The sequence below is a fragment of the Bradyrhizobium sp. ISRA442 genome, from assembly GCF_038085055.1.
Lineage (GTDB): Bacteria > Pseudomonadota > Alphaproteobacteria > Rhizobiales > Xanthobacteraceae > Bradyrhizobium.
Genome location: NZ_JALGCN010000018.1, coordinates 68,554 through 82,870 on the forward strand (window position 1 = coordinate 68,554; position 14,317 = coordinate 82,870).

A 14,317-nucleotide genomic window follows, 5' to 3' on the forward strand; every position below is an offset into this window, starting at 1 on the left:
AGCGGGGAGAGGTGAAGTCAGAACATCAGATTGTCCTTCACCAGCACCCAGCGGCCGCCCTTGACCTGCTGCACCTGGGTGATGGTGTTGGCGAGGTGGTCGGTCTTGGAGAACTTGGTCGGCGGCGAATTGAAGATGTCGAGGAATTTGTCACCGGACTCCAGCGCGTCCAGCATCTTCTGGCCGGTGAGATCCTTGCCGGCCTTCTGCGCATAGAAGCCGAAGGTCATCACGGCGTTATAGCCGATGATCGCCTGGGTATTGGCGTCGGTGCCGAACATCTTCTTGTAGTTGACGAGCCAGTCATGGACCTTGCCCTTGGCCGTGTCCTCGTACGGGATCTCGAAGCCGCTCGCGGCGTAGAGCCCTTCGACCGCGTCCTTGCCGAGGGTGGGCACTTCCAGCACGTTGGTCGGCGTGGCGCCGAGGAAGGTGACGTCCCAGCCGAGCTTCTTTGCTTCGCCCATCGCACCGATGGTCTCGCGGATCACGGTGCCGAGCACGACGAGATCGCAGCCGTCCGATTTCATCTTGGCGACCTGCGCGCTGAAATCGGAGGCGCCACGCTTGTAGCTCGTCACAGAAGCAGGCTGCACCTTCATGGCGGTGAGTTGCTGGTTGAAGCCGTCGAGCACGTTCTTCCCGTACTCGTCGTCCTGGTGCATGATGCAAGGCTTCTTGAAGTTCTTCCACTCCATCATGTATTTGAGCGCGGCCCGCGTGCTCTCGACGTACGGCAGCAGGTTGTTGAACTTCAGCCGCTCCTGCGGCTTGGCCGGATCGAACTTGAAGGTGAACTCGGCCGCCGTCAGCGGAAAGAGCTGAAGCACGCCGGCGTCGAACAGCGTGTCCTGCGCTGCCAGCACCGTCGGCGAGCCCATCGGGCCGATCATCGCGAAGATCTTGTCGCGCTCGACCATCTTCTGCGTGGCGAGCACCGCCTTCTTCGGGTCGTAGCCGTTGTCTTCCAGGATCATCTTGATCTTGCGGCCGTTGATGCCGCCGGCCGCGTTGATCTCCTCCACCGCCATCTTCATGCCGTTGGAGACCGGTACGCCCCAGACCTTGATCGGACCCGACAGATCCTGATGGGTGCCGATGACGATCTCGGATCCCGAGATGCCTTCATTGGTGACCTTGGTCTGCGCCGCGGCCGGCAGATGGGTGAGCGCCACCGCGCCTACCGCAAGGCCGAACGCCCTCAACGACTTCGACATTGACGTCTCCTCTCCTTGGGCCCGTGTTGTGCGAAGGGCGGGGCCATCGCTGCTTCGCTTCTTTTCTGCGCACACCCCGTGCCGGAAAACCTGCTTCCACTTTCCGGGGCATGCGCTCTCAAGCCACCGCGCGCTCGCGATACATCGCGTCGATTTCGGCGGCGTAACGCTTGTTCACGAAGCTGCGCTTCAGCTTCATGGTCGGCGTCAGCTCCTCGTCCTCCGGAGTGAGCTGACGTTCGATCAGGTAGAATTTCTTGATGGTCTCGACGCGGGCGAAATTCGCGTTGACCTGCTCGATCTCGCGCCAGATCAGGTCCTGGATTTCCATCGCCCGGCACAGGCTCGCATAATTGGTGAAGGGAATGTCGTGGTCCTGGGCGAACTTCTCGACGTTCTCCTGGTCGATCATGACAAGGCAGGTGAGATAGGCCCGCTTGTCGCCGATCACGACGGCGTCGGAGATGTAGGGCGAGAATTTGAGCTGGTTCTCGATCTCCGAGGGCGTGATGTTCTTGCCGCCGGCGGTGATGATGATGTCCTTCATACGGTCGGTGATCCTGACGAAGCCTTCGTTGTCGATGGTGCCGACGTCGCCGGTGTGCAGCCAGCCGCGCGGATCGATCGTCTCCGCCGTCTTCTCCGGCTGGTTCAGGTAGCCCATGAACAGGAAGTCGCCCCGGATCAGGATCTCGCCTTCGGGCGAGAGCGCGACCTCGCCCCAGGGTACCGCCTTGCCGACCGAGCCGAGCTTGATGTGCTCCGTCGGCATCATGGTCGCGACGCCGCAATTCTCGGTCTGGCCGTAGAGCTCGTGCATGTCGATGCCGAGCGCGAGATACCAACGGATCAGGTCGGGCGCGATCGGTGCTGCCCCTGTGTACGCAATGCGGCAGCGGTCGAGCCCGATCATGCGGCGGATGTTGCGGAACACCAGCCGGTAGGCGAGACGGTTGGCCAAGCGAAGCGACAGCGACGGCGTCGTCCCCTCGAGCCGGCAATCGACCATGCGGTAGCCGATGTCGATGGCACGACGATAGACCCATTGCTGGAGCGGCGTCGCATCCTTCAACGCGATGGTGATGGCGGAGTAGAATTTTTCCCAGATCCGCGGCACCGCCAGGAACACGGTCGGCTGCACCTCGCGCAGATTGTCCGGCACGGTCTCCGGGCTCTCGGCAAAATTCATCACCGAGCCGAGCGCGACCGAGATGTAGTAACCGCCGACCCGTTCGGCGACGTGGCAGAGCGGCAGGAAGATCAGCCGGTCCTCGTCTTCGCTCGCCGGAATGAAATCATTGGCGTGCCGCATCTGATGCGTCACGCTGCGGTTGGCATGCATCGCGCCCTTGGGCGGGCCGGTCGTGCCCGAGGTGTAGACGAGAACCGCGAGATCGCCTGCGCTGCGGCTGTCGATCATCTCCTGCCACAGCGCCTCGCGGCCGACCATGTGATTGCGGCCGAGCGCGCGAAACTCGTCCAGCGACATCACCATGTCGTCGGTAAAGCCGCTGAGGCCCTCCATGTCGAACACAATGATCTTCTGCAAGGTCGGGCAGCGCGTGCGGCAGGCGAGGATCTTGTCGAGTTGCTCTTCGTCCTCGGCGAAGATCACCTTCGTGCGGGAATCGTTGACGAGATATTCGACCTGAGCCGACGCATCGGTCGGATAGATGCCGGACGAGACGCCGCCGGCACATAGGATGCCCATGTCGGCGTAGACCCATTCGGGCACCGCGTTGGCGATGATGGAGGCGACATCGCCGGGCATGAAGCCGCTCGCATGAAGCGCATAGGCGATCTCCTTGGAGATCGAGAGCCACTCGCGCCAGTTCGTCGGCTGCCAGATGCCGAACTTCTTCTCGCGAATTGCGGGCCGGTCGCCCCGCGTCTCAGCGGCGCGCAGAAAGCTCTTCGCGATCGTGTCAGCGACCGTCAGCACCGCCGGTCGGGCCATGCCATTCCCTCCTTGTCGCTTCCCCTCCGCTGCCTGCCTTGCCGGCGGTCTATCTCTTACGGACGGGCAATGCCATTTAACGCCACGTTTTCTTCTTTTTCCAGCGCCGTTCGCCCCGCGCGCCCTGCTCTTTGGCGCCAAGGTAAAATTCCTGGATGTCCTGGGAATGCATCAAGCGGTCGCAGGTGTCGTTCATCACGACACGCCCGATCTCCAGCACATAACCGTAATGCGCCGTCTCCAGTGCTACCTTCGCGTTCTGCTCGACCAGCAGGATCGACATGCCCTGCTCCTCGTTGACGCGGCGGATGATCGTGAAGATCTCCCTCACGAGGATCGGCGACAACCCCAGCGATGGCTCGTCGAGCAGCAACAGCGTCGGCCGGTTCATCAGCGCACGCCCGATCGCGAGCATCTGCTGCTCGCCGCCGGAAAGCTGGCCGGCCGGCTGGTCGATGCGCTCCTTCAAGCGCGGGAAATAGCCGTAGACCCGCTCCAGATCCTCCACCACACCGTCGCGATCCTTGCGCGGATAGGCACCCATCATCAGGTTCTCGCGCACCGACAGGAACGGAAACACCTCGCGCCCCTCCGGCACGTGGCTGAGGCCGAGCCGCACGATCTTGTCCGCTTCCATGCGCTGGATCGGCTTGCCCAGGAATTCGATCGCGCCCTTCTGCGGATCGAGAATGCCCGAGATCGTCTTCAGCACCGTGGTCTTGCCGGCGCCGTTGGCGCCGAGCAGCGCGACGATGCGGCCGCGCGGCACCTCCAGCGAGATGCCGCGGATCGCCATGATCGGCCCGTAATAGCTCTCGACATTGGAGAGCTTTAAGATGATGTCGGGCGTCACCGTCGCATCCATCGCGTCAGGCTCCAAGATAGGCGGCGACGACGTCGGGATGCTGCTGCACCTCGGCCGGCGAACCCATGGCGAGCACCCGGCCGTAGTTCAGCGCGATCACGCGATCGGAGACGCGGTTGACCAGCGTCATGTCATGCTCGACCATCAGCACGGTGATGCCGAGCTCGCTCTTCATGTCGCGGATCCAGAACGACATGTCGTCGGTCTCCTCGACGTTGAGGCCGGAGGACGGCTCATCCAAGAGGATCAGCTTCGGCTCCGAGCACAGCGCGCGCGCAAGCTCGATCACCTTGCGCACGCCGTAGGGCAGGCCTGAGATCAGTTTGTCGCGATAGGGCTCGAGATCGAGGAACTCGATGACCTGCTCGACGCGGCGGCGATGCACCTTCTCATTGGCCCGGACGCTCGGCAGGAACAGGAGCTCCTGCCAGAGCCGCGTGGTCGAATGCCGGTGCCGCCCGACCAGGAGGTTGGAGAGCACGGTCGCGTTCTCGAACAGCTCGATGTTCTGGAAGGTGCGGGCAATGCCGAGTTTTGCGATGTCGTAAGGCGGCTGCTCGGTGATGTCCTGGTCCTCGAAGAAGATGCGGCCCGAGGTCGGCCGGTAGATCCGCGAGATCAGGTTGAAGATCGAGCTCTTGCCGGCGCCGTTCGGTCCGATGATCGAAAGGATCTCGCCCTTCTCGACCGCGAACGACACCGCATCGACCGCTTTCAGGCCGCCGAAGTGCAGCGACAGATTCTCGGCGCGGAAATAGCTCACCGGTTCCGCTCCGATTTCACGTAGATCTTCTGCCGCTTGAAGGTGGCGCGCTTGTAGAGCGGGAAGAGCTGGAAGAAGAGCTTGATCTTGAGCCAGCGGCCGTACAGACCGAGCGGTTCGAACAGCACGAACAGCACGATGATGATGCCGTAGATCGCGCCCTTCAACCCGTTCAGCGAGGCGAAGGCCGCGACCTTCGACTGGATGTTTCCGGCAGTCTCCGTGCCCGCCCCGAGCGTCGCGGCGACACCGGCGATGATGCCGGGCATGTCGTCCTTGAGGTAGGTCAGGAACGGATCGAGCATCACGATGAAGATCGCACCCAGCACCGCGCCGTGCAGGCTGAAGGTGCCGCCGATCAGGATCACGATAATGAACTCGATCGAGAGCTGGAGCGTGAACATCTCCGGCAAGATGAAGGAGAGCTTGTGCGCGAACAGCACGCCGGCAAATCCGGTGATCGCCGCCGAGATCGCAAAGGACTTCACCTTGTACAGCGCGACATTGACACCCATGCTGCGCGCCGCCGTCTCGGAGTCGCGGATCGCGACGAAGGCGCGGCCGGTCGGCGAGCGCAACAGATTGAGCGTGCCGACGATGGTCAGCACCAGCACGGCGAGGCAGAGGAAATAGAAGGTCGGGCTGTCGCGCGGCACCGCGACGCCGAGCAGCGACAGCGTCTTGATGCGCATGCCCTCATTGCCGTTGGTGACGCTTTCCCAGCGCGCCAGGATCTCTTCGACGATGAAGGCGAAGGAAATGGTGGCGATGACGAGATAGATGCCCTGGAGCCGCAGCGCCGGGAAGCCGACCAGCGCGCCGATGAGGCCGGTCAGAAGCCCGGCGGCGAGGAAATAGACCGGGAACGGCACGTTGTATTTCTGCAGGTAAGCCGCGGTGTAGGCGCCAATCGCAAGGAATGCGGCATGGCCAAGCGAGGCCTGCCCGGTGAAGCCGGTCAGGATCAACAGCGCAACTCCGACGGTCGCATAGATGCAGACGAAGACGAGCTGGCTCATCAAATAGCTGGAGAGCACGTAAGGCGCGATCAGCAGCACAGCGATCAAGAGGCCATATGAGACCACATAGCCCGAATGCGGAAACAGGCGGATGTCGTCCTCATAATCGGTCTTGAACAGGAAGCGCATGGCGTTCAGACCTTCTTGCGGACGTGAAGGCCGAACAGGCCTTCGGGCTTGAGCAGCAGCACGGCGAGCAGCACGATGTAGGGCGCAACGTCCTTCCAGCCCTCGGGCAGATAGAAGCCGGCCATGCTCTCGATCACCCCGATCAGCACACCGCCGACGACGGCGCCGGGAATCGAGCCGAAGCCGCCGAGCACGGCCGCAGGAAAGGCCTTCAGCCCGAGCACGAGGCCGACATTGGAGTGGATAAAGGTGATCGGCGCCAGCAGCACGCCGGCGCAGGTCGCGACCGCGGCGCTGATCGCCCAGACGATCGACACGACGCGCTTGACCGGGATGCCCATGTAGTAGGCGGCCAGCATGTTCTCGGAGCTCGCGCGCATTGCGGTGCCGAGCGTCGTCTTGTTGAAGAACAAATAGAGGAGCGTGCAGAGGATGATCGTGGCGGCGATCACCGAGAGCTTGTCATAGGCGAGCACCAGCGAGCCGATCCGCAGCACGCCCTGGCTGAACGGGGTGTCGATCTTGAAATCGTCGGTGCCCCAGATCATGCCCGCAACCGAGCGCAGGAAATAGCCGAGGCCGATGGTCGCCATGATGATGGAGAATTGCGGATAGCCCAGAATCGGCCGCACCACCACGCGCTCGGCCAGCATGCCGAACAGCGCCATGGCGGCGACCGCGCCGGCGAAGCCGAGCCAGTAGTTCAGGCCCATCATGCCGATGAAGGTGAAGGCGAAGAAGCCGCCCAGCATCATCAGATCGCCCTGGGCGAAATTGACGACCTCGGTGGCCTTGTAGACGAGCACGAAGCCGAGCGCGATCAGGCCGTAGACGCAGCCGAGCGCGACGCCGCTGACAAGCTGCTGAACGAAGTCCAGCATCGCCGTACGTCCTCCCGACGCAACCGGCGGTTCTTTTTGACCGCCTCGCCGCATCTTGTGTCCAGTCGCTACGCAGTCGTTTCGCCGCGCTAGCGCTATTTGTCCCGGCGCCAATTCAGCCTGAACCGTCCATCGCTGTCAATAAACGGTGACTTGCCTTTGGTCGATGCCGGATGGCGGAATTTGCTGCCGTAGATTCACGGTGCCGAAACATCTTGGGGGCATGGTCACGGGCAATGCGAAACCGGATGGTGTGGCCGTCATGAAGCCGGACAACGCGGCACTCGAGGTCCGAGGGTTAACGAAGCGTTTTGACCGTTTGGCGGTCGATGGCCTCGATCTCACCATCCATGCCGGCGAATTCTACGCACTGGTCGGCCCCAACGGCGCCGGCAAGACCACCACCCTGCGCATGGTTGCCGGCCTGCTCAGGCCCGATGCCGGCGCCGTGTCGATCTTCGGCATCGATGCGCTCGAAAATCCCGTCGCCGCCAAGCAGGTGATGGCGTGGGTGTCCGACGAGCCGATGATCTATGACAAGCTGACGCCGCTCGAATATCTCGAATTCGTCGCCGGCCTCTGGGGCATCCCGCCGCGCGTCTCGGAGCCGGTGGCGCAGGAGCTGTTGAGCTCGCTCGGCCTCGCGCCGCACCGGCACGAGCGCTGCGAGGGTTTTTCCAAGGGCATGCGCCAGAAGGTCGCGCTCGCCGGCGCGCTGGTGCACGATCCCCGCCTCATCATCCTCGACGAGCCGCTCACCGGGTTGGATGCGGTCTCCGCCCGTCACGTCAAAGGACTGTTGAGCGAGCGCGTCCGCGCCGGCTGCACCGTGATCATGACCACGCATATTCTCGAGGTCGCCGAGCGCATGGCCGACCGCATCGGCGTGATCGCGTCGGGCCGCCTGGTCGCCGAGGGCACGCTTGCCGACCTGCGCCGGCAGAACGGCCATGCCGACACCAGCCTCGAGGATCTCTTCATCGCGCTGGTGACGCTCCAGGCCGCCGCATGAGCTCGGCGACGGCGCTCTCCTGGTTCGCGCGTCACGAGCTCCGGCTCGCCTGGCGCGAATGGGTCGCGATGATGACGGGCGGACGCAAGCGCAGGCGCGCCGCCGTGATCGGCCTGATCGCCTTCGCCGCGCTGCTGCACCTGCCGGCCTGGGCGGTGATCGGCCGCTTTGCCGGGCTGCAATTGCCGCTCGACAAATCGTCGCTGATCGTGATCACGGCGACGATCGGGCTGGCCTGGACGTTGATGCTGTCGCAGGCGATCGAATCGGTGACGCGGGTGTTTTATGCCCGCGCCGACCTCGACCTCATCATGTCGTCGCCGGCGATGCTGACCAACCTGTTCTCGGTGCGCATCGCCGCGATCGCGCTGGCGATCACGGCGATGGCGCTGCTGTTCTCGACGCCTTTCATCGACGTGCTGGTGATCGGCGGCGGCGCGCGGTGGCTTACGGCGTTCGGGGTGGTCATCGCCATGGGCCTGTCGGCCGCGGCGATCGCGATCGCCGTCACCATCCTCCTGTTCCGCCTGATCGGGCCGGCGCGGACGCGCCTCATTGCCCAAATCCTGGCGGCCATCATCGGCGCCGGCTTCGTGATCGCGCTGCAGATCGCCGCGATCATGTCCTACGGCACGTTGTCGCGCTTCACCATGTTGACCTCCGATGCCGCAGCCGCCTACGCGCCCGACGCCGACAGCATCCTGTGGTGGCCGGCGCGGGCGACCATGGGCGACAGCGCCGCGCTATTGTCTCTGCTCGCCCTTGGGCTGGTGCTGCTCGGAAGCGTCATGGCGCTGTTCTCGGACCGCTTCGCCGACACTGCAATCGACGCCGCCGGTTACGGCGCGGCCGGCCGCCGGCGTGCGAAGGAGCGCCCATTCCGCGCCGGATCGCGCCAGCAGGCGCTGCAGCGCAAGGAGTTCCTGCTGCTCTGGCGCGATCCCTGGCTGATCTCGCAGACCTTGATGCAGCTTCTCTATCTGGTGCCGCCGGCGCTGCTGCTCTGGCGCAGCTTTTCCGACAGCTCCGCGGCGCTGACACTGATCACGCCGGTGATCGTGATGGCGGCCGGACAGCTCGCGGGCGGGCTCGCCTGGCTGACGATTTCGGGCGAGGACGCACCCGACCTGGTCGCGACCGCGCCACTGTCACCCTCGCGCGTCATCCGCGCAAAGATCGAGGTGGTGCTGATCGCGATCGCCGTCATCTTCACCCCGCTGGTCGCAGCGCTCGCCTTCGCATCGCTATTCCAGGCCGCGATCACTGCTGGCGCCATCATCGTCAGCGCAGCCTCCGCCACCGCGATCCAGCTCTGGTTCCGGGTGCAGGCCCGGCGCAGCCAGTTCCGCCGCCGCCAGACCTCCTCGCGGCTTGCGACCTTCGCCGAAGCCTTCTCCTCGATCGGCTGGGCCGCCACCGCCGCGCTCTTCCTTGCGCTTCCGATCGCCGGCCTCATCAGCGGCCTGATCACCGCGGGCCTCGTCGCCATCACCTGGAAGTTCAGCCCGCGGCATGAATGAGGCTGCGACACTGACGCGCTGTTGATCGCGCGCTGTTGGCCGCGCGCCGCATTGCGCGTTAGACTTCCTCGGGCGTCATCGGGGACGAATTCATGTGGCGACTTGCTTCCGCGGCCCTCGCGCTGTTCGGCGCATTCCTCAGCCCTGCCCTCGCGCAACAGCAGCCGCAGCGCAGCGAGTGCCTGGCAATGGCCAACGCGGCGCCGCGCGCGGTGCCGGTGGCGTTTCGGCAGGCGGCGAACGTGGCCGAGGTCGAGATCACCTATGCCGGCCATTCCACCTATGTCATCGACACGCCCGGCGGCTTGCGCATCGCGACCGACTATAGCGGCGCCTATCAGGTCGGCCGGCTGCCCGACGTCGTCACCATGAACCGGGCCCACAGCACCCACTACACTCTGTTTCCCGACAGGCGCATTCCGCATGTGCTGCATGGCTGGGGCGAAGACGGCAAGCCGGCGCTGATCTCGGAGCGCATCGGCGACACCTTCATCCGCAATGTCACGACCGACATCCGCCGCTATTTCGGCGACGATGCCGGCGTCGACATGATCCGCGACGGCAATTCGATCTTCATCTTCGAAGTCGCGGGCCTCTGCATCGGCCATCTCGGCCATCTGCACCACAAGCTCGACGACAGCCATTTTGCCCAGATCGGCCGGCTCGACATCGTGATGGTGCCGATCGACGGGACCTACACCATGTCGCTGGAGGGCATCTCGGAGATCACCAAGCGCCTGCGCGCCTCCGTGGTGCTGCCGATGCACCGCTTCGCCACCCCGCTCGACGACTTCATGCGCCGCATCGGCAGGGATTTCGAGATCGACCGGCGGCTCGAGCGCAGCTTCCGGATGTCGCGCGATGCGCTGCCGGGTACGCCGACGGTGATCATCCTCGACGGGGTCTGACGCGCAATTTTCTCCAAGTCCCCTGCCATCCGTTCGTGCTGGTCTGCCGCCAACAGGAGATCATCATGACCGAATTTGCGAGATTTCTGCACGCGGACGGACCGCATCCCGAGCACGCCGCGGCACTTCAGCTTTACGGACGGTTCGTCGGCGACTGGGACGCCGAGATCACGGCCCATGCGCCCGATGGCAACCGGCACGTCGCGCCCGGCGAAATCCATTTCGGCTGGGTGCTCGAAGGGCGCGCCGTCCAGGACGTCTGGATCATCCCGCGCCCTGCCGGCGCGCCGGCCTTTCCGATCGCGGGCAACTGGTACGGCACGACTTTGCGGGTCTACGATCCAACCATCACGGCCTGGCGGATTGCCTGGTTCGATCCCGGGCGCAGCGTGTTCCGCCAGCAGATCGGCCGGCCTCGGGGGCCGGATATCGTGCAGGAGGGCACGACCGAGACCGGCGACCTGACGCGCTGGAGCTTTACCGAGATCACGGAGGATTCCTTCCACTGGCTCGGTGAGGTCAAGCCGGCCACCGCGCCGGACTGGCGGCTGAACGTCGACGTGAGGGCACGGCGACGCAAGGGCTGACGACCGCGCCGATATGCCCCGCGATGACGGACGTGGGTTGCGCGGCGCGCGCTGCTGTGCGCGCGGACGAGATGCTAGGCTTCCCGTACAATAATCATAAGGGGAAGCGAACGCCAATGGCAGCAAGCGGCCTGCCCGCCAACACCAGCGGACTATTCGTCGAACCGCGCGAGGACTGGCTCGCGCAGCATCAGGAAGAGGTCATCGATCCCTTACGGCCGATCGTCGATCCCCATCATCATCTCTGGAACCGCGGCCAGCGCTACCTGATCGAGGAGATGGCGGCCGACATCGCCTCCGGCCACAACATCATCGCCACCGTCTATGTCGATTGCCGCTCGATGTATCGCGCGCACGGCCCAGAGGCATTCCGGCCCGTGGGCGAGGTCGAGTTCGCGAACGGCGTCGCCGCGATGAGCGCAAGCGGCGGCTATGGCAAGGCCGCGATCTGCGCCGGCATCGTCAGCCACGTCAACCTGCTGCTGGGCGATGCGGCGAGACCGGTGCTGGAGGCGGAGATCGCCGCCGGGAACGGACGCTTCCGCGGAATCCGGCACTCCTCGGCCTGGGACGCGGACCCCGTCGTCGCCGGCATGTATGCGAACCGGCCGAAGGGATTGTTGCAGGATGCGACCTTCCGTAAGGGCTTTGCCTGCCTTGCGCCCTTGAGCCTGAGCTTCGACGCCTGGCTGTTTCATCCGCAGATCGGCGAACTGACCGAGCTTGCGCGCGCCTTCCCCGACACCAGGATCGTGCTCGACCATTGCGGCGGCCCGGCCGGCGTCGGCCGATTCGCCGGGCGGCGCGAGGAGGTGTTTGCGCAATGGCGCACGTCGATCCGCGAGATCGCCAAGTGCGAGAATGTGGTGGTCAAGCTCGGCGGGCTCGCGATGTGCCTGCTCGGCTATGACTTCCATCTTCGCCCCAAGCCGCCTTCGTCGGAGGAGCTTGCCGCGGCCTGGCGACCCTATATCGAGACCTGCATCGAGGCGTTTGGCGTGGGGCGCGCGATGTTCGAGAGCAACTTTCCGCCCGACAAGGGCCAGTGCAGCTATCAGGTGATCTTCAATACCTTCAAGCGTATCGCGGCACCACTGAGCGAGGCCGAGAAGACCGCGCTGTTCTCGCAGACGGCCACAAACTTCTACCGGCTCGAGCTTCCGTCATGACGTGAAGAGGGGCCGGGAGTTCATCCCGGCCCCTCTTCCGTCGCAGTCGCTGGGAAGCGTCTTGGAGAAACTAGCCGGCGCTCATCAGCGTCGCCGGGCGACGCTCGCCGGACGCGAAGAACATCCGCTTGAGCTTGTTGACGACGCGGACCATGAAGCCGATCAGCACCGGGTTGGTCTTGCGGCAGAAGGCGATCTTCTTGACATAGCCCTCGACATGCCACTTGGCGTGGGCGCCGTCGCGGAAGAACACCACGTCGCCGACGCCATAGCGCTTCGGCGGCATGCCGTCACTTTCGAGAACAATCGATCCTTCCAGGATCATGATCGTCTCGTCGAAATCGTAGTACCAGTTGAAGCGCCCTTCGGTGCAGGACCAGATGATGGTCGATGCAGTGCCGTCGCTGCTGGTCGACAGGATGTGCGAGCGCGACACCGGATTGCCTTCGATGATCCAGGCCGGGTCGATCGGCCGCAGCTCAAGATCCACATTGCAACTACTGGTTTCGATCAATGCGCGCGACATCGGCTTCCCCAAGAGATAGACTATACTAGGTGGGTCATCAGGCCCGGATGTTTCAAAAGATGTCCGAGACGCTAGTAGGGGCCTTTTAATTCTTCCTTACGCAGGCTCGGACAATCAGCCCTAAGTTGCATGTGCGATACGGTTAACGTGCCGACTTGCCTGCAGATTCGTGCATCCGAACACTTCTTCTCCGGGGTGCGACAAAATGCGCGTCGCGCTGGCGCTTGGGGCGCTGAAGCTTCGGCATCGTCATGGCCAGGCTTGTCCCGGCCATCCACGCCTTGCCCTGCAGTACAAAGAACGTGGATGCCCGGGACAAGCCCGGGCATGACGGCAGTCGCATATGCGATGCCCTGCAGGCAGAGGTGATCAGAGCTCTGGGCTCATACTGATCCAACCAGAACTCACCGCGCCTTACTTCGCCCACTCGCCTTTGCGGAACACCGGCACCTTGCTGCCGTCGGCAAGAATGCCGTCGATGTCGGTCTCGGCTGAGCCGATCATCCAATCGATATGGATCAGGCTCTGGTTGCCGCCCTGCGCCGCGATCTGCTGCGGCGTGAGCTGCGCGCCATTGACGAAGCACTTCGAATAGCACTGGCCGAGCGCGATGTGGGAGGCCGCGTTCTCGTCGAACAGCGTGTTGAAGAACAACAGTCCGCTTTGCGAGATCGGCGAGGAGTGCGGCACCAGCGCCACTTCGCCGAGCCGCCGCGCGCCCTCATCGGTGTCGAGCACCTTGTTCAGTACCTCCTCGCCGCGCGAGGCCTTGGCGTCGACGATCTTGCCGTCCTCGAAGCGCACCGCGATGTTGTCGATCAGCGTGCCCTGATAGGATAGCGGCTTCGAGCTCACGACATGGCCATAGACCCGTCGGCAATGCGGCGTGGTGAAGACCTCCTCGGTCGGGATGTTGGCGTTGCAGCTAATACCGTTCTTGGAGAGCGAGGCACCGCCCTCCCACTCATGGCCGTCGGCAAGGCCGATGGTGAGGTCGGTGCCCGGTCCGGTATACTGCAGCGCGCGGAAACGTTTGGCGTTGAGCCAGTTGGTGCGCTCACGCAGCACCGCATTGTGGTTCGCCCAGTTCGCGATCGCATCCTCACGGTCGACGCGGGAGGCGGCGAAGATCGCATCCGCGAGTCTGCCGACCGCGACCTCCTCGGAGTCGCCAGGGAACACCTGCTTCGCCCAGGACGGGCTCGGATAGGCGATGATGTTCCAGTTGGTGTCGAAATTGACGATCTTTTCCAGCGCCGGCTGATAAGCCATCGAATTGGCCTTGCTGGCGCGCGCGACCTTGGCGGGATCCTCGCCCGACAGCAGCATCGGATTGTCGCCGACGATGGCGAGCCGCGCGGTGTTGTCGGAGAACGCCTTGGCCATGCCCTCATAGAGCCAGCCGGCGGCGCGATCGAAGCTGTTGTCGTGGCCATGACGGTAGCGCGCCAGCGTCATCTCTTCATCCGACAGGATCGGCGTGACGATGCCGGCGCCGGCCTTGTAGGCGTGCACGGCGATCCGCCGCACCAGGGGCAGCGCGATCGCCGGCGCCGTCAAGAGAAGATCCTGTCCCGGCCGCAAGCCCAGGCCCACCTTCACCGCCACCTCGGCCAGCCGGTCGAGTTTCGCGGGATCGATGGGAGTGGCGGAATTGCGGTGATCGGTCATGCGGAATCCTCTGTAAGGGTCACTGTCTCATCTAAGTCTAGCATCGCGAGGCACAATAGCGCGAGCGTCTTGCGCCCCCTGAAAGATACGGAG

Annotated in this window: 13 protein-coding genes; 5 read left to right on the plus strand and 8 right to left on the minus strand. The window is 64.2% G+C overall.

Annotated features, from left to right (window positions below; genetic code table 11):
* Positions 1-17 precede the first annotated feature (17 nt).
* The 6 genes from MTR72_RS29570 to MTR72_RS29595 form a co-directional block, all read right to left on the minus strand.
* Positions 18-1,217, minus strand: coding sequence for an ABC transporter substrate-binding protein (locus MTR72_RS29570; RefSeq protein WP_280966958.1), 1,200 nt, complete (start codon positions 1,215-1,217; stop codon positions 18-20).
* A gap of 118 nt (positions 1,218-1,335) precedes the next feature.
* Positions 1,336-3,174, minus strand: a complete 1,839-nt coding sequence (locus MTR72_RS29575) for an AMP-dependent synthetase/ligase (protein WP_280966959.1) — start codon at positions 3,172-3,174, stop codon at positions 1,336-1,338.
* Positions 3,175-3,250: 76 nt separating this feature from the next.
* Positions 3,251-4,039, minus strand: coding sequence for an ABC transporter ATP-binding protein (locus MTR72_RS29580; RefSeq protein ID WP_280966960.1), 789 nt, complete (start codon positions 4,037-4,039; stop codon positions 3,251-3,253).
* Positions 4,040-4,043: 4 nt separating this feature from the next.
* Entirely contained in the window at positions 4,044-4,802 is a 759-nt protein-coding gene (locus MTR72_RS29585) for an ABC transporter ATP-binding protein (RefSeq protein WP_280966961.1), read from the minus strand.
* On the minus strand, positions 4,799-5,950 hold the full coding sequence (locus MTR72_RS29590) for a branched-chain amino acid ABC transporter permease (RefSeq protein ID WP_341511637.1): 1,152 nt from the start codon (positions 5,948-5,950) through the stop codon (positions 4,799-4,801). Before MTR72_RS29590 ends, MTR72_RS29585 begins: the two co-directional genes overlap by 4 nt.
* Before the next feature lie 5 nt (positions 5,951-5,955).
* Complete coding sequence (locus tag MTR72_RS29595; protein ID WP_280966963.1) at positions 5,956-6,831, minus strand: branched-chain amino acid ABC transporter permease; 876 nt, start codon at positions 6,829-6,831, stop codon at positions 5,956-5,958.
* Positions 6,832-7,093: 262 nt separating this feature from the next.
* Between MTR72_RS29595 and MTR72_RS29600 the strand changes: the two genes are divergently transcribed.
* The 5 genes from MTR72_RS29600 (at position 7,094) to MTR72_RS29620 (ending at position 12,027) form a co-directional block, all read left to right on the plus strand.
* Positions 7,094-7,843 (plus strand): ABC transporter ATP-binding protein, encoded by a 750-nt coding sequence (locus tag MTR72_RS29600; RefSeq protein WP_280966964.1) that lies wholly within the window; start codon positions 7,094-7,096, stop codon positions 7,841-7,843.
* Positions 7,840-9,363: a permease gene (locus MTR72_RS29605; protein WP_280966965.1), complete on the plus strand. Its 1,524-nt coding sequence runs from the start codon at positions 7,840-7,842 to the stop codon at positions 9,361-9,363. Before MTR72_RS29600 ends, MTR72_RS29605 begins: the two co-directional genes overlap by 4 nt.
* Positions 9,364-9,455: 92 nt before the next feature.
* Positions 9,456-10,271 (plus strand): MBL fold metallo-hydrolase, encoded by an 816-nt coding sequence (locus MTR72_RS29610; protein WP_280966966.1) that lies wholly within the window; start codon positions 9,456-9,458, stop codon positions 10,269-10,271.
* Positions 10,272-10,336: 65 nt separating this feature from the next.
* Positions 10,337-10,858, plus strand: a complete 522-nt coding sequence (locus tag MTR72_RS29615) for a hypothetical protein (RefSeq protein WP_341511638.1) — start codon at positions 10,337-10,339, stop codon at positions 10,856-10,858.
* 116 nt (positions 10,859-10,974) lie between these two features.
* Positions 10,975-12,027: an amidohydrolase family protein gene (locus MTR72_RS29620; protein ID WP_280966968.1), complete on the plus strand. Its 1,053-nt coding sequence runs from the start codon at positions 10,975-10,977 to the stop codon at positions 12,025-12,027.
* Between the two features lie 70 nt (positions 12,028-12,097).
* Here MTR72_RS29620 and MTR72_RS29625 read toward each other — a convergent pair whose 3' ends face one another.
* Positions 12,098-12,553: a cupin domain-containing protein gene (locus MTR72_RS29625; protein WP_280966969.1), complete on the minus strand. Its 456-nt coding sequence runs from the start codon at positions 12,551-12,553 to the stop codon at positions 12,098-12,100.
* Positions 12,554-12,967: 414 nt separating this feature from the next.
* Positions 12,968-14,224 carry an aminopeptidase gene (locus tag MTR72_RS29630; protein ID WP_280966970.1) on the minus strand — a complete coding sequence of 419 codons (1,257 nt, stop codon included), beginning with the start codon at positions 14,222-14,224 and terminating at the stop codon, positions 12,968-12,970.
* Positions 14,225-14,317 lie beyond the last annotated feature (93 nt).

What these genes read in the sequence shown, in the direction of transcription:
- MTR72_RS29570 (WP_280966958.1), bottom strand. Translation starts at nt 1,217, where the DNA reads ATGTCGAAGTCGTTGAGGGCGTTCGGCCTTGCGGTAGGCGCGGTGGCG.
- MTR72_RS29590 (WP_341511637.1), bottom strand. Translation starts at nt 5,950, where the DNA reads ATGCGCTTCCTGTTCAAGACCGATTATGAGGACGACATCCGCCTGTTT.
- MTR72_RS29620 (WP_280966968.1), top strand. Translation starts at nt 10,975, where the DNA reads ATGGCAGCAAGCGGCCTGCCCGCCAACACCAGCGGACTATTCGTCGAA.
- MTR72_RS29615 (WP_341511638.1), top strand. Translation starts at nt 10,337, where the DNA reads ATGACCGAATTTGCGAGATTTCTGCACGCGGACGGACCGCATCCCGAG.
- MTR72_RS29595 (WP_280966963.1), bottom strand. Translation starts at nt 6,831, where the DNA reads ATGCTGGACTTCGTTCAGCAGCTTGTCAGCGGCGTCGCGCTCGGCTGC.
- MTR72_RS29580 (WP_280966960.1), bottom strand. Translation starts at nt 4,039, where the DNA reads ATGGATGCGACGGTGACGCCCGACATCATCTTAAAGCTCTCCAATGTC.
- MTR72_RS29605 (WP_280966965.1), top strand. Translation starts at nt 7,840, where the DNA reads ATGAGCTCGGCGACGGCGCTCTCCTGGTTCGCGCGTCACGAGCTCCGG.
- MTR72_RS29630 (WP_280966970.1), bottom strand. Translation starts at nt 14,224, where the DNA reads ATGACCGATCACCGCAATTCCGCCACTCCCATCGATCCCGCGAAACTC.
- MTR72_RS29610 (WP_280966966.1), top strand. Translation starts at nt 9,456, where the DNA reads ATGTGGCGACTTGCTTCCGCGGCCCTCGCGCTGTTCGGCGCATTCCTC.
- MTR72_RS29600 (WP_280966964.1), top strand. Translation starts at nt 7,094, where the DNA reads ATGAAGCCGGACAACGCGGCACTCGAGGTCCGAGGGTTAACGAAGCGT.
- MTR72_RS29575 (WP_280966959.1), bottom strand. Translation starts at nt 3,174, where the DNA reads ATGGCCCGACCGGCGGTGCTGACGGTCGCTGACACGATCGCGAAGAGC.
- MTR72_RS29625 (WP_280966969.1), bottom strand. Translation starts at nt 12,553, where the DNA reads ATGTCGCGCGCATTGATCGAAACCAGTAGTTGCAATGTGGATCTTGAG.